The organism is Rhizobium sp. BK008, assembly GCF_014197345.1.
GTDB classification, from domain to species: Bacteria; Pseudomonadota; Alphaproteobacteria; order Rhizobiales; family Rhizobiaceae; genus Rhizobium; species Rhizobium anhuiense.
Map to the genome: position 1 here is coordinate 1,620,339 of NZ_JACIFK010000001.1, position 21,719 is coordinate 1,642,057.

At 61.7% G+C, this 21,719-nt stretch carries 24 protein-coding genes; 4 read left to right on the forward strand and 20 right to left on the reverse strand.

Features of this window, described 5'->3' with window-relative positions; translation table 11 throughout:
- Positions 1 to 29: 29 nt before the first annotated feature.
- Entirely contained in the window at positions 30 to 725 is a 696-nt protein-coding gene (locus tag FHT69_RS07845) for a VIT family protein (RefSeq protein WP_183905159.1), read from the reverse strand.
- 167 nt (positions 726 to 892) lie between these two features.
- Between FHT69_RS07845 and FHT69_RS07850 the strand changes: the two genes are divergently transcribed.
- Together FHT69_RS07850 and FHT69_RS07855 are read left to right on the forward strand one after the other, a co-directional pair.
- Positions 893 to 1,777, forward strand: coding sequence for a universal stress protein (locus FHT69_RS07850; RefSeq protein ID WP_063475521.1), 885 nt, complete (start codon positions 893 to 895; stop codon positions 1,775 to 1,777).
- Positions 1,778 to 2,036: 259 nt separating this feature from the next.
- Positions 2,037 to 2,387 (forward strand): TraR/DksA family transcriptional regulator, encoded by a 351-nt coding sequence (locus tag FHT69_RS07855; RefSeq protein ID WP_047615750.1) that lies wholly within the window; start codon positions 2,037 to 2,039, stop codon positions 2,385 to 2,387.
- A gap of 124 nt (positions 2,388 to 2,511) precedes the next feature.
- Here the strand turns inward: FHT69_RS07855 and ntrC are convergent, their stop codons facing one another.
- The 3 genes from ntrC to dusB are packed head-to-tail and all read right to left on the reverse strand — an operon-like array spanning position 2,512 to position 6,130.
- Positions 2,512 to 3,963: a nitrogen regulation protein NR(I) gene (gene ntrC, locus FHT69_RS07860; RefSeq protein ID WP_047615004.1), complete on the reverse strand. Its 1,452-nt coding sequence runs from the start codon at positions 3,961 to 3,963 to the stop codon at positions 2,512 to 2,514.
- A complete protein-coding gene (locus FHT69_RS07865) occupies positions 3,960 to 5,117 on the reverse strand; it encodes a two-component system sensor histidine kinase NtrB (RefSeq protein WP_047615002.1) in 1,158 nt (385 codons plus the stop codon). Before FHT69_RS07865 ends, ntrC begins: the two co-directional genes overlap by 4 nt.
- The gene (gene dusB / locus FHT69_RS07870) at positions 5,114 to 6,130 is read right to left on the reverse strand and encodes a tRNA dihydrouridine synthase DusB (protein ID WP_176707382.1); all 1,017 of its coding nucleotides are present in this window, start codon (positions 6,128 to 6,130) and stop codon (positions 5,114 to 5,116) included. Before dusB ends, FHT69_RS07865 begins: the two co-directional genes overlap by 4 nt.
- A gap of 144 nt (positions 6,131 to 6,274) precedes the next feature.
- Between dusB and FHT69_RS07875 the strand changes: the two genes are divergently transcribed.
- Positions 6,275 to 7,492 carry a bifunctional 2-C-methyl-D-erythritol 4-phosphate cytidylyltransferase/2-C-methyl-D-erythritol 2,4-cyclodiphosphate synthase gene (locus FHT69_RS07875; protein WP_047614998.1) on the forward strand — a complete coding sequence of 406 codons (1,218 nt, stop codon included), beginning with the start codon at positions 6,275 to 6,277 and terminating at the stop codon, positions 7,490 to 7,492.
- On the forward strand, positions 7,492 to 7,992 hold the full coding sequence (locus tag FHT69_RS07880) for a CinA family protein (RefSeq protein ID WP_183905160.1): 501 nt from the start codon (positions 7,492 to 7,494) through the stop codon (positions 7,990 to 7,992). The genes FHT69_RS07875 and FHT69_RS07880 overlap by 1 nt, the downstream gene beginning before the upstream one ends.
- 16 nt (positions 7,993 to 8,008) lie before the next feature.
- Here the strand turns inward: FHT69_RS07880 and FHT69_RS07885 are convergent, their stop codons facing one another.
- From FHT69_RS07885 to FHT69_RS07960, 16 genes are all read right to left on the reverse strand, one after another.
- The gene (locus tag FHT69_RS07885) at positions 8,009 to 8,461 is read right to left on the reverse strand and encodes a type II toxin-antitoxin system RatA family toxin (protein ID WP_047614994.1); all 453 of its coding nucleotides are present in this window, start codon (positions 8,459 to 8,461) and stop codon (positions 8,009 to 8,011) included.
- A gap of 9 nt (positions 8,462 to 8,470) precedes the next feature.
- On the reverse strand, positions 8,471 to 9,067 hold the full coding sequence (locus FHT69_RS07890; protein WP_063475518.1) for a hypothetical protein: 597 nt from the start codon (positions 9,065 to 9,067) through the stop codon (positions 8,471 to 8,473).
- Positions 9,064 to 9,630, reverse strand: a complete 567-nt coding sequence (locus tag FHT69_RS07895) for an AAA family ATPase (RefSeq protein ID WP_183905161.1) — start codon at positions 9,628 to 9,630, stop codon at positions 9,064 to 9,066. The genes FHT69_RS07890 and FHT69_RS07895 overlap by 4 nt, the downstream gene beginning before the upstream one ends.
- Positions 9,631 to 9,698: 68 nt before the next feature.
- Positions 9,699 to 10,670 (reverse strand): lipoyl synthase, encoded by a 972-nt coding sequence (lipA, locus tag FHT69_RS07900; RefSeq protein WP_063475516.1) that lies wholly within the window; start codon positions 10,668 to 10,670, stop codon positions 9,699 to 9,701.
- 46 nt (positions 10,671 to 10,716) lie between these two features.
- Entirely contained in the window at positions 10,717 to 10,965 is a 249-nt protein-coding gene (locus FHT69_RS07905) for a GlsB/YeaQ/YmgE family stress response membrane protein (protein ID WP_047614990.1), read from the reverse strand.
- A gap of 19 nt (positions 10,966 to 10,984) precedes the next feature.
- A complete protein-coding gene (locus FHT69_RS07910) occupies positions 10,985 to 11,239 on the reverse strand; it encodes a GlsB/YeaQ/YmgE family stress response membrane protein (protein WP_003539329.1) in 255 nt (84 codons plus the stop codon).
- Between the two features lie 54 nt (positions 11,240 to 11,293).
- Positions 11,294 to 12,739, reverse strand: coding sequence for a dihydrolipoyl dehydrogenase (lpdA, locus tag FHT69_RS07915; RefSeq protein ID WP_063475515.1), 1,446 nt, complete (start codon positions 12,737 to 12,739; stop codon positions 11,294 to 11,296).
- A gap of 16 nt (positions 12,740 to 12,755) precedes the next feature.
- On the reverse strand, positions 12,756 to 13,337 hold the full coding sequence (locus FHT69_RS07920; protein ID WP_063475514.1) for a GNAT family N-acetyltransferase: 582 nt from the start codon (positions 13,335 to 13,337) through the stop codon (positions 12,756 to 12,758).
- A 2-nt stretch (positions 13,338 to 13,339) separates the two neighbouring features.
- On the reverse strand, positions 13,340 to 13,981 hold the full coding sequence (locus tag FHT69_RS07925) for an SGNH/GDSL hydrolase family protein (protein WP_047614987.1): 642 nt from the start codon (positions 13,979 to 13,981) through the stop codon (positions 13,340 to 13,342).
- A 19-nt stretch (positions 13,982 to 14,000) separates the two neighbouring features.
- Entirely contained in the window at positions 14,001 to 15,362 is a 1,362-nt protein-coding gene (locus FHT69_RS07930) for a pyruvate dehydrogenase complex dihydrolipoamide acetyltransferase (RefSeq protein ID WP_047614985.1), read from the reverse strand.
- A 15-nt stretch (positions 15,363 to 15,377) separates the two neighbouring features.
- The gene (locus FHT69_RS07935) at positions 15,378 to 16,763 is read right to left on the reverse strand and encodes a pyruvate dehydrogenase complex E1 component subunit beta (RefSeq protein ID WP_063475513.1); all 1,386 of its coding nucleotides are present in this window, start codon (positions 16,761 to 16,763) and stop codon (positions 15,378 to 15,380) included.
- Between the two features lie 16 nt (positions 16,764 to 16,779).
- Positions 16,780 to 17,826 (reverse strand): pyruvate dehydrogenase (acetyl-transferring) E1 component subunit alpha, encoded by a 1,047-nt coding sequence (gene pdhA / locus FHT69_RS07940; RefSeq protein ID WP_047614983.1) that lies wholly within the window; start codon positions 17,824 to 17,826, stop codon positions 16,780 to 16,782.
- A 145-nt stretch (positions 17,827 to 17,971) separates the two neighbouring features.
- Entirely contained in the window at positions 17,972 to 18,292 is a 321-nt protein-coding gene (locus FHT69_RS07945; protein ID WP_047614982.1) for an FtsB family cell division protein, read from the reverse strand.
- A gap of 136 nt (positions 18,293 to 18,428) precedes the next feature.
- On the reverse strand, positions 18,429 to 19,703 hold the full coding sequence (gene eno, locus FHT69_RS07950) for a phosphopyruvate hydratase (protein ID WP_047615742.1): 1,275 nt from the start codon (positions 19,701 to 19,703) through the stop codon (positions 18,429 to 18,431).
- A 222-nt stretch (positions 19,704 to 19,925) separates the two neighbouring features.
- Positions 19,926 to 20,771: a 3-deoxy-8-phosphooctulonate synthase gene (gene kdsA / locus FHT69_RS07955; protein WP_047614980.1), complete on the reverse strand. Its 846-nt coding sequence runs from the start codon at positions 20,769 to 20,771 to the stop codon at positions 19,926 to 19,928.
- Entirely contained in the window at positions 20,768 to 21,664 is an 897-nt protein-coding gene (locus FHT69_RS07960; protein ID WP_183905162.1) for a VOC family protein, read from the reverse strand. Before FHT69_RS07960 ends, kdsA begins: the two co-directional genes overlap by 4 nt.
- Between the last annotated feature and the right edge of the window lie 55 nt (positions 21,665 to 21,719).

A 21,719-nucleotide genomic window follows, 5' to 3' on the forward strand; every position in this document is an offset into this window, starting at 1 on the left:
AGACCAATCCTCGCATCTGACCCGTCCGGTCAGACTGCGGTGCCAACCAGCGCTCCGATTCCGGCCGTCAGCGCCATCGCGAAGGCGCCCCAGAAGGTGACGCGAGTCGTGGCTCTCAGGACATTTGCGCCACCCGCTTGCGCACCGATCGCGCCCAGCAGCGCGAGGAAAGCCAAAGACGCGCCTGCAACGCCATAGACCAGCATCCAGGCGGGTGAAAGGACAACCATCATCAGGGGTAATGCAGCTCCCACCGCGAAGGTGACGGCCGACGTCAAGGCGGCCTCAATGGGCCGGGCTGCCATGTGATCAACGATACCGAGTTCGTCACGCGAATGCGCGTCGAGAACGTTATTGGCCGTCAGTTGGACCGCGACCTGCCTGGCCAGATCGTGGCTGAGGCCGCGTTTAACGTAGATTTGCGTCAACTCATCGAGTTCAGCATCGGGCTGCGTCTCCAACTCCGTCCGTTCCCGCGCGAGATCGGCTTCCTCGGTATCGGCCTGCGAGCTCACCGACACGTATTCACCGGCTGCCATGGACATCGCGCCCGCAACCAGACCAGCCGCGCCCGCGACAAGGATCTGCGAGGTTCCGGCGGATGCGGTGGCGACGCCCATCATCAAGCTCGCCGTCGAGACGATCCCATCGTTTGCGCCGAGGACGGCGGCCCGGAGCCAGCCGATGCGGGAGACGAGGTGATTTTCCGAATGCAATCTGCTCATGAGGGTCTCCAGGATGCGACATTAACGAAGGGCAGCAACATCGAACATGAGCAACGCCGCACGCGCGATCACACAGCCAATTTCATATCGGTCCTCGGCCAACAAGGATTTGACAACGATCAACTTGGCCGGGGCAATTGCGTTACATCAATGCCGAATGGCGAAGAATGGAGATAGATGATTGCAATCGTGGCGGTCCGCGAGAGATGGAGCAGGACATGTCGGCACAATATTTTCTCCCGCTATCAACATATCCCGATTCAAGTTCGGGACTGATCATTTCAAACGCTGTAGCGTTTGCCGGGCACTACGGTGCCAGTCTTCATGCCTGCGCGCTGAGGGTCGGGATTCCGCACATTCCAAACGCCTGGTCATCGCTACTGCTCGATACTCCAAAGATGATCGAGCATGCCGAGACCCTGAGCCGTGAGCGCGCCGAAACGCTGATTGCAGCAGCGACCAACCTCGCAGCGAACGCCAAGGTCGAACTATCTTGCCGAACGGTCAAAACCACCGTGCCGCTGCTGCACGAGACCTCAGCCATCGAAGCACGTTTTTTCGATCTGGCCATTCTCGAATGTGTCGCGGATGTTCCCGACACTCGTATTGTCGCCGAAGCGGTCATATTCGGCTCCGGCCGACCGGCCGTCATCATCCCCAACAAGACCCTGGCGGGTCCGATCGACCATCTGGTCATCGCCTGGGACGGAAGCCGAGCCGCCGCTCGGGCCGTCAGCGATGCAAACCCATTCATTCGCAAGGCCAAGCGGGTTACGGTCCTATCGCTGACGGGCGAAAAGCCGCTGCCGGAGACAAGCGGAGCGCACCTTGTTGAGATCCTGGTTTCGAGCGGCGTCAATGCAAGCGCAACGGCCGCTCGCGTTACTTCGCCGTCGATCGGTCAGAGCATTCAGCAAACGGCACTGGAACTGAGCGCCGATATGCTGGTCATGGGAGGATTTGGACACTCGAGGTTGCGAGATTTCGTCCTGGGCGGGGCAACCGATGGCGTCCTGGAAAAGCCTTTGCTGCCAGTGCTCATGTCGCATTGACGGAAACTGTCCGGATGGATCCATGACCTGCTTCTGCCGTTTCCGATTCAACGCCGTCGGCGAAAAGCCAAACTGAAACAGCACCTGCAAGCTGGCCTTCGCCCGAGGAAATCTCGACACTGGCCAACCGAAAGCCAGCTTGATGCGGATCAATGCGACGGACGCCCAACACGCCTAGGTTTGCGGCTCCCGTCAAGGGCAAGACTTCCCAGTAAAACAAGGTGTCGGTCGCGAATATGAGGCCGGCCGGAGAACGTCCATGCAGAAGCATTCCTCCTCGCAAACGAGGCAGCATCTCGAAAAGCACAAGGCGATCCTTGACCAACGCCGGCGCGAGCTACAAACCCGCCTGCAAGCGATCGAACATGATTTTGTGCAGCCTCGGAATCCTGATGACGATGATCGCGCCACAGAGCGCAATAACGATGAAGTCCTGGAAGAGCTCGGCGAGGCTGGACAGAAGGAACTCCTGGCCGTACAGGCGGCACTGGAACGGATACAAGCCGGAACCTTTGGCACTTGTGTAAAGTGCGGCAGGCCGATCAGCGAGAGGAGGCTTGACGCCGTTCCTCACACACCTTTCTGCCAGTCTTGCGCGCAGTCGATCTGAAGCCTGAGTTGCAGGGTCACCATGCTGGTGAAGCGATGTCCGACATCAGGCCAACTCAGTCGGAGCGTGCGCCGATGAGCCATTCATAAACGTCCTCGCGACCCGGAGCCCGGCCAGAGCCCGCTCAGGCGGTGCGGGAGCTCCTATAGACCGACACGCCAAGTTCCCTGATCTTCTTGCGCAAGGTATTTCGATTGAGACCAAGGAGATCGGCGGCCTTGATCTGGTTGCCGCGCGTCGCCGTCAGGGCGGCGAGGATCAGCGGATATTCCAGTTCGGTCAGCACGCGGTCGTAGAGGCCGGGCGGCGGCAGGTTTTCGCCGAAGCTGGCGAAGTAGGTGCGCATATTCTCCTCGACGGCTTGCGCGATCGTCATCGAGCCGCTGCGGATCGGCCCCTTGTCGATCGGGCTGTCGGGCACGTCGGAGCGCAGCTCGGCGTCGATGATCTCGCGGGTGATGACATCCTGCGGATAGAGCGCCATCAGACGGCGGATGAGGTTTTCCAGCTCGCGGACGTTGCCAGGCCAGGCATAGGCCTTCATCAGTTCCAGGGCTTCCTGATCGAAGCGCTTGGAGCCGAGGCCTTCCTTTTCGGCCTGCTGGATGAAATGGCGCACGAGATCGGGAATATCCTCGGCGCGGTCGCGCAGCGGCGGCAGGCGCAGCGGCACGACATTGAGCCGGTAATAGAGATCCTCGCGGAACAGGCCCTGGTTGATCGCCTGCTTCAGGTCCTTGTTGGTGGCGGCGACGATGCGCACATCGGTGCGGATCGGCGTGCGGCCGCCGACAGTGGTGTATTCGCCCTGCTGCAGGACGCGTAAGAGCCGCGTCTGGGCGTCCATCGGCATGTCGCCGATTTCGTCGAGGAAGAGCGTGCCGCCTTCGGCCTGCTCGAAGCGGCCGGTCGAGCGGGTCTGCGCGCCGGTAAAGGCGCCCTTCTCGTGGCCGAAGAGTTCCGATTCGATCAGGTCGCGCGGGATCGCCGCCATGTTGATGGCGACGAAGGGACCGTTGCGGCGCTTGCCATAGTCATGCAGCGCGCGGGCGACGAGCTCCTTGCCGGTGCCGGATTCGCCGGTGATCATCAGCGTCAGGTCCGTCTGCATCAGGCGGGCGAGCACGCGGTAGATTTCCTGCATCGCCGCCGACCGGCCGACGAGCGGCATGCCGTCCTGCATGTCCTCTTCGAGCTTGGCGGGCTTGCGCTTCGGCTCGGCGAGCGCACGGCCGATAATGCCGATCAGCTCGGTCAAGTCGAAGGGCTTCGGCAGATAGTCGTAAGCGCCCTTCTCCGAGGCCTTGATGGCGGTCATGAAGGTGTTCTGCGCGCTCATGACGAGAACCGGCAGGTCGGGACGCGCCTTCTTGATGCGCGGCAGCAGGTCGAAGGCGTTCTCGTCGGGCATCACCACGTCGGTGACAACAAGATCGCCCTCGCCGGCGGAAATCCAGCGCCAGAGGGTAGCGGCGTTGGAGGTGATGCGGACGTCATAGCCGGCGCGGCTCAAAGCCTGGTTGAGCACGGTCCGGATGGCCGCATCATCATCTGCAACAAGGATCGTGGCTGTCATCGAGAAGGTCCTGTCGAGCTTGCGGTAGTGGCGTCTTCGAGCGAGGCGTCCTTCGACGCCGGCATGAGAACGCGGAATGTCGTGCGGCTGTTCTGGCTGTCGCATTCGATAATGCCGCCATGATCGCCGATGATCTTGGCGACCAGCGCCAGGCCGAGGCCGCTGCCGTTCGGCTTGGTGGTAATGAACGGGTCGAAGAGATGCGGCAACAGATCGGAGGGAACGCCGGGACCATTGTCGTGGACGCAGAATTCCAGCGGCAGCGAGATCTTTTCGCGGGTGCCGGCGACCGACAGACGGATGCCGGGGCGATAGGCCGTCGTCAGCATGATCTCGCCGTCCGGCCGATCGCCGACCGCTTCGGCGGCGTTCTTCACCAGATTGAGGAAGACCTGCACGAGCTGGTCGCGATTGGCATAAACGGCCGGCAGCGACGGGTCATAGCTCTCGGTGACGCGGATGTTGCGGGCAAAACCCGCCTTGGCGACCGCCTTCACATGATCGAGCACGGAATGGATATTGACCGGCATTCGGTCGACGGGACGTTCGTCGGAAAAGACTTCCATGCGATCGACCAGCGAGACGATGCGATCGGTCTCGTCGCAGATCAGCCGGGTCAGCGCCCGGTCGTCGTCGATCGCAGACTGCTCGAGCAGCTGGGCAGCGCCGCGTATGCCGGAAAGCGGGTTCTTGATCTCGTGCGCCAGCATCGAGGCGAGGCCGGTCACCGAGCGGGCAGCAGCGCGATGCGTCAGTTGCCGGTCGATCTTATCGGCCATCGAGCGTTCCTGAAAGACGATGACGACGGCGCCGGGTTCGCTGAGCACCGGGGCGACGTAGAGATCGACGAGCTTGTCCTGGCCAAGGCGCGGCGAACTCAGGTCGACGCGATATTCGTTGACCGGCGCCTTGCGCTCGCGCACCTGATCGATCAAGGCCAGCAACGGGCTGCCGAAGGGAATGAACGTCGAAATCCGGTACCGCGCCAGATGCGAGGCGCTGGCGCCGAAGAAGGCCTCCGCTTCCCAATTGGCGAAAACGACGAAGCCGGATTCGTCGACCATGATAACGGGGTTCTGGATGGCGTTCAGCACGGCCATGGCGACGGTGGTTCCGCCGGCCTGATCGGTCGGAGATGTCATATCCTTCGTCATGCCGCCTCCCGGCTGTCGACAACACCTGCCGCCAATGCATCGTAAAGCCGTGCAGCCACCTCGCTGGGATTGCGCGAGGTCATGATCGCAGCCTTTTCGCCGCCGGCGAGATCCGGGGCGAAACGCTGGAGATACCAGCCCAGGTGTTTGCGGGCATGGCGGATCGCCACCGCTTCGCCGTAAAAATCCAGCATCATCCGATAGTGCTCGACGGCGATATCGGCGATTTCAAGCGACAGCGGCTCGGCCGCACCTGATATGACGCCGGCATGCCACGGTCTGCCCTGGCAGCCCCTGCCGATCATGACGGCATCGGCGCCGGAGCGGCGCAATATTTCCTGCGCGTCGCCTGCGGTTTCGACATCGCCATTGGCGATCAGCGGTATGGAGATCACCTCGCGGACAGCGCGGATCGCGTCCCAATCGGCACGGCCTTCGTAGAATTGCATGCGGGTACGCCCGTGAATGGTCACAAGCTGGATACCGGCCGCCTCGGCGCGGCGCGCGATGTCGGGCGCATTGATCGAATTCTCATCCCAGCCGAGGCGCATCTTCAGCGTCACCGGAATGTCGACGGCCTTGACCGTCGCCTCGATGAGGCCGAGCGCGTGATCGGGATCGCGCATCAGCGCCGAACCGGAATAACCGCCGATCACTTTCTTGGCCGGGCAGCCCATATTGATGTCGATGATATCGGCACCATGATCGGCGGCGATCTTGGCGGCTTCCGCCATCCAGTGCGCCTCGCGTCCGGCAAGCTGCACCATATGCGGCCGGAAGCCCGCAGCCCGCAGCCGCGACCATGATTCGGCCGTGTCATTGACCAATTCGCGGCTCGCCACCATTTCGGTGACGACGAGGCCGGCGCCGAAGCGCCAGGCAAGCTCGCGGAAGGGCATATCCGTGACGCCGGACATCGGCGCCAGCACAACGCGGTTCCGCACGGACACAGGTCCGATTCGGAAAGGCGCTGCGAGGTCCTTGGAAATCAAATGATTATCTTTCGGGCACACAATAGAACTGCATTATTTTTAGCCACTATTCCCTAGCTTGCCAAGGGGGCTGGGATGGGAATTGATATTTTTCGGGCAGATGCTGGAAAACGCCAAAGCAAGACGTTAGAGCACTCGGGTCAATTCCGCATAATTAGGGGATTTATGCTGCAAATGCCTTCTAAGCAACCGATATCGGCTGGAATTGTCATCGTCGCCGCCGGCCGCGGCGAGCGCGCAGGATCCTCCAAGGAAGGCCCCAAGCAGTATCGCATGATCGGCGGCAAGCCGGTTATCGTCCATACGCTTGAAAACTTCATGACATGGGAAGCGGCAAAGCAGATCGTCGTCGTCATTCATCCCGATGACGAGGCGCTGTTTGCAAGAGCTTTCCGCCACATCATCTCGGCAACGCCGATCGAAACGGTGCATGGCGGCGCGACCCGGCAGCAATCCGTGCTGGCCGGCCTCAGATACCTCAAGGACAAGCAGATCAGCCACGTGCTGATCCATGATGCCGTGCGGCCGTTCTTCGACCATGAGCTTCTGGATCGTATTGCCGACAGCCTTGGCAACGGCGCGCAGGCGGTGTTGCCGGCGATCCCGGTCACCGATACGCTGAAACGCGCCGACAGCACCGGCACCGTGCTGGCGACGGTTTCGCGCGAGCACCTCTATGCGGCGCAGACGCCGCAATCCTTCGCCTTCGAAACGATCCTCGATGCGCATGAGAAGGCGGCCGCCAGCGGACGAAGCGATTTCACCGACGATGCTTCGATCGCCGAATGGCTGGGCATTCCGGTGACGATCGTCGAGGGCACGGCCGATAACGTCAAGCTGACGGTCAAGGACGATATCGCCATGGCCGACGGTAAGCTGTCGGCTTCGCTGCTTCCGGACGTGCGCACCGGCAACGGCTACGACGTGCACCAGCTCGAAGCCGGCGATGGTGTCACACTCTGCGGCGTGTTCATTCCGCATGACCAGAAGCTCAAAGGCCACTCCGATGCCGACGTCGCGCTGCATGCGCTGACGGATGCGCTGCTTGCCACCTGCGGTGCCGGCGATATCGGCGATCATTTCCCACCGTCCGATCCGCAATGGAAGGGCGCGCCCTCAAAGATCTTCATCGAACACGCTGCCCGGATTGTGCGCGAGCGCGGCGGCACGATCATGAATGCCGATGTCTCGCTGATCGCCGAAGCGCCGCGGGTCGGCCCGCATCGCGACGCCATGCGGGCGAAACTGTCGGATTATCTCGGCATCGATATCGAGCGCTGCTCGGTCAAGGCGACGACCAACGAGACGATCGGCTTCGTCGGCCGGCGCGAAGGCATTGCGGCGATTGCGACGGCAACCGTCGTCTATCGCGGGAGAAAGTGATGAGCCTGTTTCCTCCGGATATCATTTCGACGGCGGAGACGATCATCCGTGAGTTCACGGCCGCCGGGCTGATGCTGTCCACAGCCGAATCCTGCACCGGCGGGCTGATCTCCGGGGCGCTGACTGAGATATCGGGCTCCTCCGCCGTCGTCGATCGCGGCTTCGTCACCTATACGAATAGCGCCAAGGTGGACATGCTCGGCGTGCAGGCGGAAACGCTGCAGCGCTTCGGGGCGGTCTCCGAGGAAACGGCGCGGCAGATGGTGCATGGCGCCCTCTTCCGCTCGCGCGCCGAGATCGCCGTTGCCGTCACCGGTATTGCCGGCCCCGGCGGTGGATCGGCGGAAAAACCGGTCGGCCTCGTGCATCTCGCCGCCAAATCGCGCGCCGGCGCGCTCATCCACCGAAAGATGCTCTATGGCGAAATCGGCCGCGGCGAGGTTCGGCTGGCGACGGTCAGGACGGCGCTGGAGATGGTGCATTCGCTCTTCGCCGGCTGAAAGGGTAATCGTCCCGTCAGGCCGCAGCGTAGATCCTGTTTGCCCTGGTCTCGAAGGCTTCGGTGAACATGCGGAAGGCGCGGTCGAACATCGAACCCATCAACGCGCCGAGAATGCGGCTCTTGAACTCGTAATCGATGAAGAAATCGACGGTGCAGCCGCCAGTCGGCATCTCCGAGAAGTGCCAGCGATTGTCGAGATATTTGAAGGGGCCATCGATATATTTGACCTCGATGACCTGCTCGGCCCGGTTCAGAAGCACCTGTGTGGTGAAGGTCTCGCGGATCGCCTTGTAGCCAACCGTCATGTCGGCGACGAGCAGGATCTTGCCGTCGCGCTCCTTGCGGCTTCGAATGGTCAGCGCTTCGCAGAGCGGCAGGAATTCCGGATAGCGCTCGACATCGGCGACGAGATCGAACATCTGTTCGGGCGTGTGCGGGACGGGACGGTGCGTTTCGAATTGCGGCATAGGCGGCAATTAAGCGGGCGCGTGGAGAAGATCAAGAAGCTCGCGCACCTCACGACGGGATTTTAGCTGGAGAACGGGCACATCAGGGCCGTGCTCGGCCATGCCGGAGATAATGCGAGGCACGAACTTGTCTTCGAAGGTCCAGATGAAGCGGAGAAACTCCCAATCGATCTTCTCAATGCAACCCGCCGCCATTTCCGGCCGGGTGCGGCCGATCCATCTCACCCACCGACTGACCACGCCCCAGATGCAGAGAAGCCGCGGCATGCGCACCCAGATGACGAAATCGGTGCGCGGTAGCCGAATGTCTAAGGAGGATGGGTTCGTGCCGTCCATTATCCAACGTTCTTCGAGTATCCGGCTGGCGATGATATTTCTCTGCTCGCCCCTGTCGCGCGTCACCCAGCCGGGAAGCCAAAAGACGTCGCGGTCAAGCGAAATATAGGAAAGCCGGAAGCGTGTGGCGATCTTCAACGACAGAGTGGATTTACCGCCGCCCGAGCAGCCCATGACGAGGATGCGGCGTGCTGTACCGATATGCTGCGCAGCCAGTCTGAGATCGGCGATCTGCTGTCGCGGTGTCAGCTCTGCCCTCAGGTCCATCATGCAACTCCCTTGAGCCCATGCGCGAGAACGGCGAAGCGGCGAGCTGCCTTTCGCGATCTTATGATGACAGTGGAATTGAGAAGCCGATAATCCCGAAGTGCTGCTTCGATCAAGGGGGCGGCATCCCGCTCGAAATTCCAGATATAGGCAAGTAAGCCCAGCGAGAGGTGTTCGGGACAGCCGGCAGGCAGCTCGGGACGGTTGCGCCCGAAATAGCGCAAGCCTCTCGATATTGCTCCGTACAGGCAGGCAGATCTGGGCAACCGAAGCCAAATGACGGTTTCGGCACGCGGAAGGCGCAAATGGAAGGAACTGAGCCCGGTTCCATCCATGATCCAGCATTCTTTCGCCACCGCCTTGGCGATCAGGCTGTCGATCTCGTCGCGCTGCCTCTTTCGCCACCCCGGTAGCCAGTAGAAGTCGCGATCCATCGATATGTAATCAAGGCCGAGCGCTTGCGACAGCCGCTTTGCCAGCGTGCTCTTGCCGCTGCCGGGACAGCCGATCACCAGGATACGGTCGGCTTCGACCAGCGTCGATTTCAATCCGGATGTGCCGTTCATCGTCGATTGCTTAAAGAAAAACCGCGGCAAAAATCGCCGCGGTTCATTCAAAAAGCAAGTACCGGATCTTACTCGGCGGCCATCAGCAGCTTCTTCTCCCGTGCCGCCCGCAATCGCGCGAAGTCGTCGCCGGCATGGTGCGAGGAGCGGGTCAGGGGGCTCGAGGCGACCATCAGGAAACCCTTGCTGTAGGCGACGGTCTCGTAGGACTTGAACTCGTCGGGCGTGACGAAGCTCATGACCTTGTGGTGCTTGCGGGTCGGCTGCAGGTACTGGCCGATCGTCAGGAAATCGACGTCGGCGGTGCGCAGATCGTCCATCAGCTGGAGGACTTCGTTTCGTTCTTCGCCGAGGCCGACCATGATGCCTGATTTGGTGAACATGGTGGGATCGAGTTCCTTCACCCGCTGCAGCAGGCGAATGGAATGGAAGTAGCGGGCGCCGGGGCGAACCGTCAGATAATTGCCGGGCACGGTCTCCATATTGTGGTTGAAGACGTCGGGCTTGGCGGCGACGACCCGTTCCAGCGCTCCAGGCTTCTTCAGGAAGTCCGGCGTCAGGATCTCGATCGTCGTCATCGGCGAGGCCGCCCGGATTGCCCAGATCACCTTTTCGAAGTGCTCGGCGCCGCCGTCTGCCAGGTCGTCACGGTCGACCGAGGTGATGACGACGTGGCTGAGGCCCATCTCCTTGACTGCCTTGGCGACATTCTCAGGCTCGGCCATGTCGAGGGCATTCGGCTTGCCGGTGGCGACATTGCAGAAGGCGCAGGCGCGGGTACAAATCTCGCCCATGATCATGAAGGTCGCGTGCTTCTTGTCCCAGCACTCGCCGATATTCGGGCAACCGGCCTCTTCGCAGACGGTGACGAGCTTGTGCTCCTTCACGATCGCACGCGTCTCGGCATAACCCTTGGAGGTCGGCGCCTTGACGCGAATCCAGTCCGGCTTGCGCATGACTTCCGTGTCCGGGCGATGCGCCTTCTCCGGATGGCGCACACGCTTGGCGTCGGGATTGATCGTGTCGAGGATGGTCACCATTGCAGTTTCAGCTTTCTACCGCCTCTATGCGGCACATCATTCGGATCTAGCGCCGCACCAGTCGCACAAGGAATATCAACAGGCAGGCGCCGAGGAAACCCGTCACGAAGTAACCGAGCCGTCCGCCGACCACCTGGACATGGAACTGCGCGAGGACGGCGCTGGCGACGACCGAGCCGACGATGCCGAGCACGATGTTCAGGAAAATCCCGTATCGCGCTTCCATCAGCTTGCCGGCGAGCCAGCCCGCAAGTCCGCCGATGATGATTGCCGAAATCCAGCCGACGCCTTCCATTCCTGCCCTCTTTTGCCCCTTAAGCGACCGCTCTTGCGATCAGAACCACGATAATGGCGCCGACCGTGGCGTGGATGATCTGCACAACCAGCGCGTTCTCGATGCCCAGCGAAATGCCGAGCGCGCTGAACAGATAACCGCCGACGAAGGCGCCGATGATGCCGCTCAGCAGGCATCTTATCAACCCGCCGCCGCCGACGACCAGACTTGCGAGGAAGCCTGCAACCAGGCCGATCAGCAGAAATACCAGCAACGCCTGCGTCTCCATAGACATGATGATTTCCTTTCGTTTTTTCCACCCCGTGATACAGGGCGGATTGGGAAATTATCAAGCATTCAATACACGGCCGTAGGCATCGAGCACCGCTTCCTTCATCGTTTCCGACACGGTGGGATGCGGGAAGATCGTGTGCATCAGCTCTTCCTCGGTTGTTTCGAGGTTCATCGCGACGACGAAGCCCTGGATGAGCTCGGTGACTTCAGCGCCAACCATATGGGCGCCGAGCAGTTCGCCGGTCTTCTTATCGAAGATCACCTTCACCATGCCCTGGTCTTCGCCAAGCGCGATCGCCTTGCCGTTTGCCGCAAAGGAGAAGCGACCGACGCGGATGTCACGGCCCAGCTCCTTGGCTTTGGCTTCGGTGAGGCCGACGGAGGCGACCTGCGGATTGCAATAGGTGCAGCCCGGGACCTTGCCCTTGTCTGTGGGATGAACGTTCGGCAAGCCGGCGATCTTTTCGACGCAGACGACGCCCTCATGCTCTGCCTTGTGCGCCAGCATCGGCGGGCCGGCGACATCGCCGATCGCATAGATGCCGGCGACATTGGTCTTGCCGTAACCGTCGACGACGACGCAGCCGCGGTCGGTCTTCACACCAAGCGCCTCGAGGCCAAGATTTTCGATGTTGCCCTGAACGCCGACGGCCGAAATCAACCGGTCGGCAGTGATCTGCTGTACTTTACCATCGGACGTCTCGACATGTGCGGTGACGCTGCCGGCGCCCTTCTCGACCTTCGAAACCTTGGCGCTGGTGAAGATCTTGAGGCCACGCTTTTCAAGCTGCTTGCGGGCAATCGCGGTGATTTCGGCATCTTCGACCGGCATGATGGTCGGCATGACTTCGACGACCGTCACGTCGACGCCCATCGAGCGATAGAAGCTTGCGAATTCGATGCCGATCGCGCCCGAGCCCATGACGATCAGCGACTTCGGCAGCGCATCCGGCTTCAGCGCCTCGAAATAGGTCCAGATCAGCTTGCCGTCCGGCTCGATGCCGGGCAGCGCGCGCGGGCGGGCGCCGGTGGCGATGATGATGTGCTTGGCGGTATAGGTGCCCTCGCCCTTGACGTTCTTCGGCAGCGGGTGCTGCGGCTCGACGACGGCCTTCGACGACTTGCCGACGACGATCTCGCCGGGCTTGGAAAGCTTTCCTTCGCCCCAGATGATGTCGATCTTGTTCTTCTTCATCAGGAAGCCGACGCCCGCGTTGAGACGGGCAGAGACGGCGCGCGAGCGGCCAACGACGGCCTTGGCATCCGGCTTGACCGTGCCCTCGAGAACGAGACCGTAATCTTTGAAGTGATTTGCATGATCGAGGACTTCGGCCGAGCGCAGCAGCGCCTTTGTGGGTATGCAGCCCCAGTTCAAGCAGATGCCGCCCATATGCTCGCGCTCGACGATCGCGGTCTTGAGGCCAAGCTGGCTGGCGCGAATAGCGGCGACATAGCCGCCGGGACCCGAACCGATGATGATGACGTCGTAGGATTCAGCCATGTGTTTCCTGCCTTTGTTACGCTGCGCTGCGGGTCATGAGCACCCACGCGTGTCTCTTGCTGTTATCGAAGAGCGGCACGGCATCGGCACGCGCAGCCTCCAAGAATCCGTTTCTTCCATAAAGCGACAAAGCCGCTTCGTTATCACTTGCGGTAATGAGACTGACGGAGCGGCGATCGGCCCTTTCGATCTGATCCTCCAGCAATCTGCGTCCGATGCCGATGCCGCGCAGGTGGCGATAGACGCCGAGACTGCCGATGAACCAGCTACCCACAACCGTTTTCTGCAAGGCGAGCATCGGCTCGGTCGCCGGAACTGTCGCCTCGATCTTATCTATGCCTTCCTCCAGCGCGTGGCCGATCGCCACGCCTGCGACCTCGCCATAGGCCTCGGCGATGACGGCATCCCGCCAGCCGCCGACAGCCTCTTCCTCGCTCATCTTCAGCCGGCCCCGCTCCAGCGGCGTGTCACTCATGCCGGTCGCCACATCGGCGAACCAGAGCCAGGAGGCAAAACCGCGCGAGGCGATATCCGCCAGAATCGCCAGCTCCGAAGCATCCCGCCGTGAGGCCTGCCGGAGGGCGATGAAGGAGGTCATGGTCAGATCCCCAGCATCATCCGCACGATCGATTCCAGCCCGCGTCCGAGCGCACGCGTATTATCCGCATCAAGGTGAATGCCATCGATCGGCGTGGTCTTGGCGACGGAGTTGCCGTCGAAGAAGCCGCAGCCGAGTTCGTCGGCAAGATCACGATAAAGCGTTGCGAGCTTGGCCGATTCCTCGATGCCGCCGGGAAAGGATGCGGCAAAGGGCACATTGCCCGTCGCGCAGATCGCCGGCGGCGCCACGATCAAGATCTCCGGCCCATCGAATTCGAAGGGCCAGGCATGATTGCGGATGAGCCGCACGAGACGGCTGATGCCCTGGCAGGCGGCAAAGGCGGACCCCGCCACGACCGGCTTCATGTCGTTGGTGCCGAGCAGAAGGATGACGAGGTCGAGCGGTGCATGCGTCTGCAGGATCGTCGGCAGGATGCGCGCACCGTTGCGGTCACAATCGGCGAGGTGGTCGTCGAAAGCGGTCGTGCGCCCATTCAGGCCTTCGGCGATGACGCGCGCCTCGCTGCCGAGCGCTGCCTGAAGCACGCTCGGCCAGCGATTCTTGTACTCATGACGGCCGATCGTCTCGGCGTCATAACCCCAGGTCAGCGAGTCACCATAGCAAAGAACGGTCTTGGTCATTTCCGCCTCCGCGCTGCTATCAGACAAGCATGCCCATCGGGTTTTCGATGTAGCCCTTGAAGGCCTGGAGCAGCTCGGCGCCGAGTGCACCATCGACGCAGCGATGGTCGGTCGAGAGCGTGACCGACATCACGGTGGCGATCGCCATTTCGCCCTTCCTGACGACGACCCGCTGTTCGCCTGCGCCGACCGCGAGGATCGTCGCATGCGGCGGGTTGACGACGGCAGCGAAGTTCTTCACGCCCATCATGCCCATGTTCGAGACCGAGCTGGTGCCGCCCTGATATTCCTCAGGCTTCAGCTTGCGGTCCTTGGCCCGCTTGCCGAGATCGCGCATCTCGTTGGAGATCGTCGACAGGGTCTTTTCCTCGGCCTTGCGGATGATCGGCGTGATCAGGCCGCCGGGGATCGAGACGGCGACGCCGACATCGGCGTGCTTGTGCTTGACCATGTTGCTGTCGGTCCAGGAGACATTGGCATCCGGAACGTCGCGCAGCGCCAGCGCCATGGCCTTGATGACCATGTCGTTGACCGAGAGCTTGTAGGCCGGAGCGTTGTCCTTGCGCGGCGCCGCATCGTTCAACTGGGCGCGCAGCGCCAGCAGCGCATCGAGCTCGCAATCGACGCTGACGTAGAAATGCGGGATCGTCTGCTTGGATTCGACCAGGCGCCTGGCGATCGTCTTGCGCATGCCGTCATGCGGCACGAGCTCGTAGGAGCCCGGCTCGAAGAGCTTGAGCACGGCTTCCTCAGAGGCGCCCTTCGGTGCGGCAGCGGCCGGAGCCGGCGCAGCAGCCTGCGGGGCGGCAGCGGGTGCAGGCGCAGCAGCAGCCTTGGCGCCACCGCCGGCAACAGCCGCCTCAATGTCGCTCTTGACGACGCGGCCATGCGGGCCGGAGCCTGTCACTGCCGAAAGGTCGATGCCGGCTTCCTTGGCCAGACGGCGGGCGAGCGGCGAAGAGAAGGTGCGGTTGCCATCAGCCGAAACCGATGCGGGTGCAGCGGCAGGTGCCGGTGCTGCAGCCGGAGCGGTTTGGGCCGGAGCCGGTGCAGCCTCGGCCTTCGGCGCAGGCGCGGCTTCAGCCTTGGGCGCCGGAGCGGCAGAACCCGCACCGTTTGCGGCAGCGGCGACATCCTCGCCATCGGCGGCGAGAACCGCAATCAGCGCGTTGACCTTGACGCCTTCGGTGCCGGCGGCAACGACGAGCTTGGCGACCGTGCCTTCATCTACGGCTTCGACTTCCATCGTCGCCTTGTCGGTCTCGATCTCGGCGATCACATCGCCTGATTTGACCTTGTCGCCTTCCTTGACCAGCCACTTGGAAAGATTGCCTTCCTCCATGGTCGGAGAGAGGGCGGGCATCGTGATATTGATCGGCATCGAGCTGCCCTCCCCTTATTTGTAGCAAACAGCCTTCACCGCATCGACGACTTCGCCGACGTTCGGAAGTGCGAGCTTTTCGAGATTGGCGGCGTAGGGCATCGGAACGTCCTTGCCCGCAATCGTCAGGATCGGCGCATCGAGATAATCGAAGGCCTGCTGCATGACGCGGGTGGCGATTTCGGTGCCGACCGACGATTGCGGATAACCTTCCTCGACGGTGACCAGACGGCCGGTCTTCTTCACCGATTCGATAACGGTCGGCAGGTCCATCGGGCGAATGGTGCGAAGGTCGATCAGTTCGACGTCGATGCCGATCTTTTCGAGTTCGGCCGCCGCCTTGGTCGCGTAAGTCATGCCGATGCCGAAGGAGACCACCGTGACGTCCTTGCCCGGGCGATGGATGCGGGCCTTGCCGATCGGCAGGACGAAATTGTCGAGCTTCGGCACATCGAAGTGCTGACCGTAGAGAATTTCGTTCTCGAGGAAGATCACCGGATTCGGATCGCGGATCGCAGCCTTCAGCAGGCCCTTGGCGTCGGATGCCGTGTAAGGCATGACGACCTTCAGGCCGGGGATTGCGGAGTACCAGGCAGCATAGTCCTGGCTGTGCTGGGCGCCGACGCGAGCTGCAGCACCGTTCGGGCCGCGGAAGACGATCGGAGCACCCATCTGGCCACCGGACATATAGAGCGTCTTGGCGGCGGAGTTGATGATATGGTCGATCGCCTGCATGGCGAAGTTGAAGGTCATGAATTCGACGATCGGGCGAAGCCCAGCCATGGCAGCGCCGACGCCGACGCCGGCAAAGCCGTGCTCGGTGATCGGCGTATCGATGACGCGGCGGGGGCCGAATTCCTGCAGCAGGCCCTGCGTGACCTTGTAGGCGCCCTGATATTCGGCAACTTCTTCGCCCATGACGAAGACGTCTTCATTGGCGCGCATTTCCTCGGCCATGGCGTCGCGGAGCGCTTCGCGCACGGTCGTCGACACCATTTCGGTGCCGGCAGGAATTTCGGGGTCATTCGGAACGACGGCCTTCGGCTCGGCCGGAAGCGGCGCGGAGGCCGAACCGGTTTCGGTCGGCTTCTCTTCCTGGGCAACGGCAGGCGCGGCTGCTGCGGCCGGCTTGGCGGCGGAGAGATCGGCGGCGGATTCGCCATCCTGCAGCAGCACGGCGATCTTGGTGTTGACCTTGACACCTTCGGTGCCGGCATCGACGAGCAGCTTGCCGATGACACCTTCATCGACGGCTTCGACTTCCATCGTCGCCTTGTCGGTTTCGATTTCGGCGATCACGTCGCCTGAGGTGACCTTGTCACCTTCCTGCTTCAGCCATTTGGACAGCGTGCCTTCTTCCATCGTCGGAGAGAGGGCGGGCATGAGGATATCGATAGGCATGGGTTCCCTCCCCCGATTAGAGCAGAATGTCGGTGTAGAGCTCGGATGCATCCGGCTCCGGATCGGCCTGGGCGAAGTCGGCGCTGTCGGCGACGATGTCGCGGACATCCTTGTCGATCGCCTTCAGATCGTCTTCGGAGGCCCAGCCCTTTTCGATGAGGCGCGCCTTGACCTGTTCGATCGGGTCATGCTCGGAGCGCATCTTCTGCACTTCGTCCTTGGAGCGATACTTCGCCGGATCGGACATGGAGTGACCGCGATAACGATAGGTCAGCATTTCGAGAATGATCGGGCCCTTGCCGGAGCGGCAATGTTCGAGCGCCTCGTCGGCCGCCGCCTTGACGGCGCGAACGTCCATGCCATCGACCTGAATGCCGGGGATGCCGAAGCCGGAGCCGCGCAGCGAATAGTTCGACTGCGCCGTGGCGCGGGCGGTCGAGGTGCCCATGGCGTAACGGTTGTTCTCGACGATATAGACGATCGGCAGTTTCCAGAGAGCCGCCATGTTGAAGCTCTCGTAAACCTGGCCCTGGTTGGCAGCGCCGTCGCCGAAATAGGCGATCGAGACATTGCCGTTGCCGCGGTAGCTGTTTGCGAAAGCCAGACCGGTTCCGAGCGAGACCTGGGCCCCGACGATGCCGTGACCGCCGTAGAAATGCTTCTCTTTCGAGAACATGTGCATCGAGCCGCCCTTCCCGTGGGAATAGCCGCTGCGGCGCCCGGTCAGTTCCGCCATGACGCCACGCGCTTCCATGCCGGTCGCCAGCATATGGCCGTGGTCGCGATAGGCGGTGATGACCTGGTCGCCTTCCTTCTGCGCCATCTGCATGCCGACGACGACAGCTTCCTGACCGATGTAGAGGTGGCAAAAGCCGCCGATGAAGCCCATGCCGTAAAGCTGACCGGCCTTCTCCTCGAAGCGGCGGATCAGCAGCATTTCGCGATAGGCCTTGAGCTCCTCATCGCGATCGAAGTCGGCTACCGGGCCTCCATTCGATGCTTTGGCTGCGGGTTTTGCTGCAGTTTTGCGGCTGGAAACGGTCGCGGTCTTTCGCGGCGCCATTCAACCCTCCCTATGGGTTTGTCGGTTCTTGGTGGCGCGTACCATAGGGAAGAAATATGACCACAGCAATGCCATAATTGCATGGCTCGTATTCGGCGCTAAATCGTTGATAAAACGCCTGAAATTCCAATTAACCTGTTTCCGGTTAATTGGAATAATGGTTGAATATGACGATCTCGTCCGCGCGCGACACATTGAGCTGATAGCGCGCTTTTTCGTCCAGCATGTCCTTGTCGAGCGAGCCGTCACTGAGCAGCGCGACCTGATTTTCCAGATGTTCGCGCTTCGTCTTCAAGACTGCAAGCTCTTTTTCACGCGCGACACGCTGGTGCTCGAACGCTTCCGTCGCGCGCAGGCCGTAATCGCCGTGAATGCAGTGATAACCGAAATAGGAAAGGAAGGCGACCGTCATGGCCGGAATGACGAAGCGGCCGAGCTTTCTCTTCTTATGATGCTTTGTCCACATACACGCATGCTCTTGAACGCATTACCAATTCGCTCAATCTACAGCGCAGAGATTAACCGTTCGTTGACTCTAAAAAAGAGCAACAAAAAACCCGCGCCGGAGAGGCGCGGGTCGAACCGTTGAAAATCAGATGCGATCAGCCGCGAATGATCGAGCGGCCGGCATACTGGGCCTGAGGACCGAGGCCTTCTTCGATACGGATCAGCTGGTTGTACTTGGCAAGACGGTCGGAACGCGACAGCGAGCCGGTCTTGATCTGACCGCAGTTGGTGGCGACCGCGAGATCGGCGATGGTCGAATCTTCCGTTTCGCCGGAGCGGTGAGACATGACGGCGGTATAGGCTGCCTTGTGCGCCGTGTTGACGGCGTCGAGGGTTTCGGTCAGCGAGCCGATCTGGTTGACCTTGACGAGGATCGAGTTGGCGACACCCATGCGGATGCCATCGCGAAGGCGGGCAGAGTTGGTGACGAAGAGATCGTCGCCGACGAGCTGGGTCTTCTTGCCGGTCAGGTCGGTCAGCGTCTTCCAGCCATCCCAGTCGTCCTCAGCCATGCCGTCCTCGATCGAGATGATCGGGTACTTGGCGGCGAGTTCGGCCAGATATTCGGCCATGGCGCCCGATTCGAGCGTGCGGCCTTCCCCTTCGAGAACATATTTGCCGTCCTTGAAGAATTCCGTCGAGGCGCAATCGAGGCCGAGGTAGATGTCCTCACCCGGCTTGTAGCCGGCTTTTTCGACCGACTTGACGATGAAGTCGAGGGCTTCGGAAGCGCTCTTCAGGCCCGGTGCGAAACCGCCTTCGTCGCCGACATTGGTGTTGTGGCCCTGTGCGGCAAGTTCCTTGCGGAGCGTATGGAAGACTTCCGAACCCATGCGCACGGCTTCGGCGATCGTATCGGCGCCGACCGGCAGGATCATGAATTCCTGGAAATCGATCGGGTTGTCGGCATGGGCGCCGCCGTTGATGATGTTCATCATCGGCACCGGCAGCAGGCTGGCGGAAGCGCCGCCGACATAACGGTAGAGCGGCAGGCCGGAGGCCTGGGCGGCAGCCTTGGCGACGGCGAGCGACACGCCGAGGATGGCGTTGGCGCCGAGGCGCGACTTGTTCGGCGTGCCGTCCAGCTCGATCATGATGTTGTCGATCTGGATCTGGTTTTCGGCGTCGATGCCGCCGATCGCATCGAAGATCTCGGTGTTGGCGGCATCGACCGCCTTCTGGACGCCCTTGCCGAGGTAGCGCTTGCCGCCGTCGCGCAGTTCGACCGCCTCATGCGCGCCCGTCGAGGCGCCCGAGGGAACAGCCGCGCGGCCCATGCTGCCGTCTTCGAGATAGACATCGACTTCGACGGTGGGATTGCCACGGCTATCGAGAATCTCGCGGGCGATGATATCGGTGATTGCAGTCATGGGTTCTTCCTGCTCAGTGGGTGATAAGTCGTTCGAAACCTGTCTTAATCGAAGGCGAGCAAATTACAATGCCGCAATTGCCAGCCTTCGAACCAGCGTTCCGATGTGGACGAAAGCGCGTCGCGATCTCTAACATTCGCTTGGTCCGCGCTTTGCTCTTTGGTTTTGCGCGACATGCTTATAGCGCGATCATGTCAGACTGTTGAACGTCAAGCTGGGTAATCAGGCCTTGGCGACCGCATCGAAGGCAAGCAGCTTTTCGAGGAGCCGCGGCATGTCCTTGAGATAGACCATGTTCGGTCCGTCGGAAGGCGCATTGTCGGGGTCCTGATGGGTTTCGAGGAAGACGCCGGCAATGCCGGTCGCCACCGCTGCGCGCGCCAGCGTTTCAACGAATTCCCGCTGGCCGCCCGAGGAATCGCCCTGCCCGCCCGGCTGCGCCACGGAATGGGTGGCGTCGAAAACAACGGGAGCACCCATCGACGCCATGATCGGCAGCGAACGCATGTCGGAAACCAGCGTGTTGTAGCCAAACGAGGCGCCGCGCTCGCACAGCAGCACGTTCGGATTGCCGCTGGCGTTAAGCTTCTTCAGGACGTTTTTCATATCCCAGGGAGCGAGGAACTGGCCCTTCTTGACATTGACGACGCGGCCGGTATTGGCGGCGGCGATGAGAAGATCGGTCTGGCGGCAAAGGAAGGCCGGGATCTGCAGGACATCGACGGTCTTTGCCACCTCGGCGCATTGTTCGGCGGTATGAACGTCGGTCAGGACGGGAAAGCCGAATTCCTTCTTGAGGTCGGCAAAGATCTCCATGCCCTTTTCAATGCCGATGCCGCGTTCGGCCGAAAGCGAAGTGCGGTTCGCCTTGTCGAAGGAGCTCTTGTAGACGAGGCCGATGCCGAGCTTTCCGCAAAGCTCCTTCAGCGTGCCGGCCACCATGAAGGCGTGGTCGCGGCTCTCCATCTGGCAAGGGCCGGCAATCAGCGACAGGCGGCCGGTGTTGGAAAAGGTGACCTGGCCCTGGCCCTCGCCGATCTTGACTTGGGAATTCGTATCTGTGCTCATCGTGTTTCCTCGAAGGCGAAAAGCGTGCCCTGCCCGGGCGCGGGCTTCACCAGAATGCGATTGTTCTTGCGCGTATATGTCACCCCGTTAGCAGCCAAATGCGCTTCTGTCACGGCAAGATCGGCGACAGCGAAGAGAATCGCCCGGCCGCGCAGGCCGCGGTCGGCGTATGGGACAGCGACCTCGAAATAGGCCTCCAAACCCTCCGGCGTCATCAGGCTGATTTTCACATTCGACGCCGCGATCTTGACGCCGAAACCGGTGTTCTCGACTGCCGATTGCGCGCTGGCAAGACTGACGAAGGCGGCGAAGGCAGCCGCATCGGGCGCGCAAAGCACCACCTCGGCAATGCCGGTGACGCCATTGGCATGCGCCTCCAGCGCGCCGCGGTCGGCCGGCAGCGGATTGACGCGCTCGACGGTGAAGAGAAAGAGATCGGGCGCGCGCAGGTCGCCGGCAAAGGCCAGCCTGAAGCCGGCAATGCTCTCAGAACCATCCGGCATCGTCATCGGCCGGCTGAACGCCAGCATCTCGCCGGCGCTCGCTCCGTCGCCGACGAAATTCCGATGATCGATATCGGCATCCTCGCTGCCGAAGGCCACCGCCGAAAGCCCTTCCTCGCCGCAGCGGAATCGGAAGGCGCGGTTGCGGGCGGTGAAGACATTGCCTTGCCGCGCCGATGCTTCACTTTCCCTAACGCTCGCAATCCCGAGCGGCTCCAGATAGGTCTTATCGGCAAAAAAGACGCAGGCATTCTCCGTTCCGAAGGGATGACGCGCATCGGCGGCAACGGTAAAGCCCAGCTTGCCGAGCCTCTCGCGCGCCAGATCGATATTGACGACCGGCAGCACGACATGATCCAGCGGGCGTGGTTTGGCGGAATGCTCGTTCATGGTATCCCCTCTCCTCACACGGCAGAGATGTGCGACAGTGCCGCGCAAGGCAAGA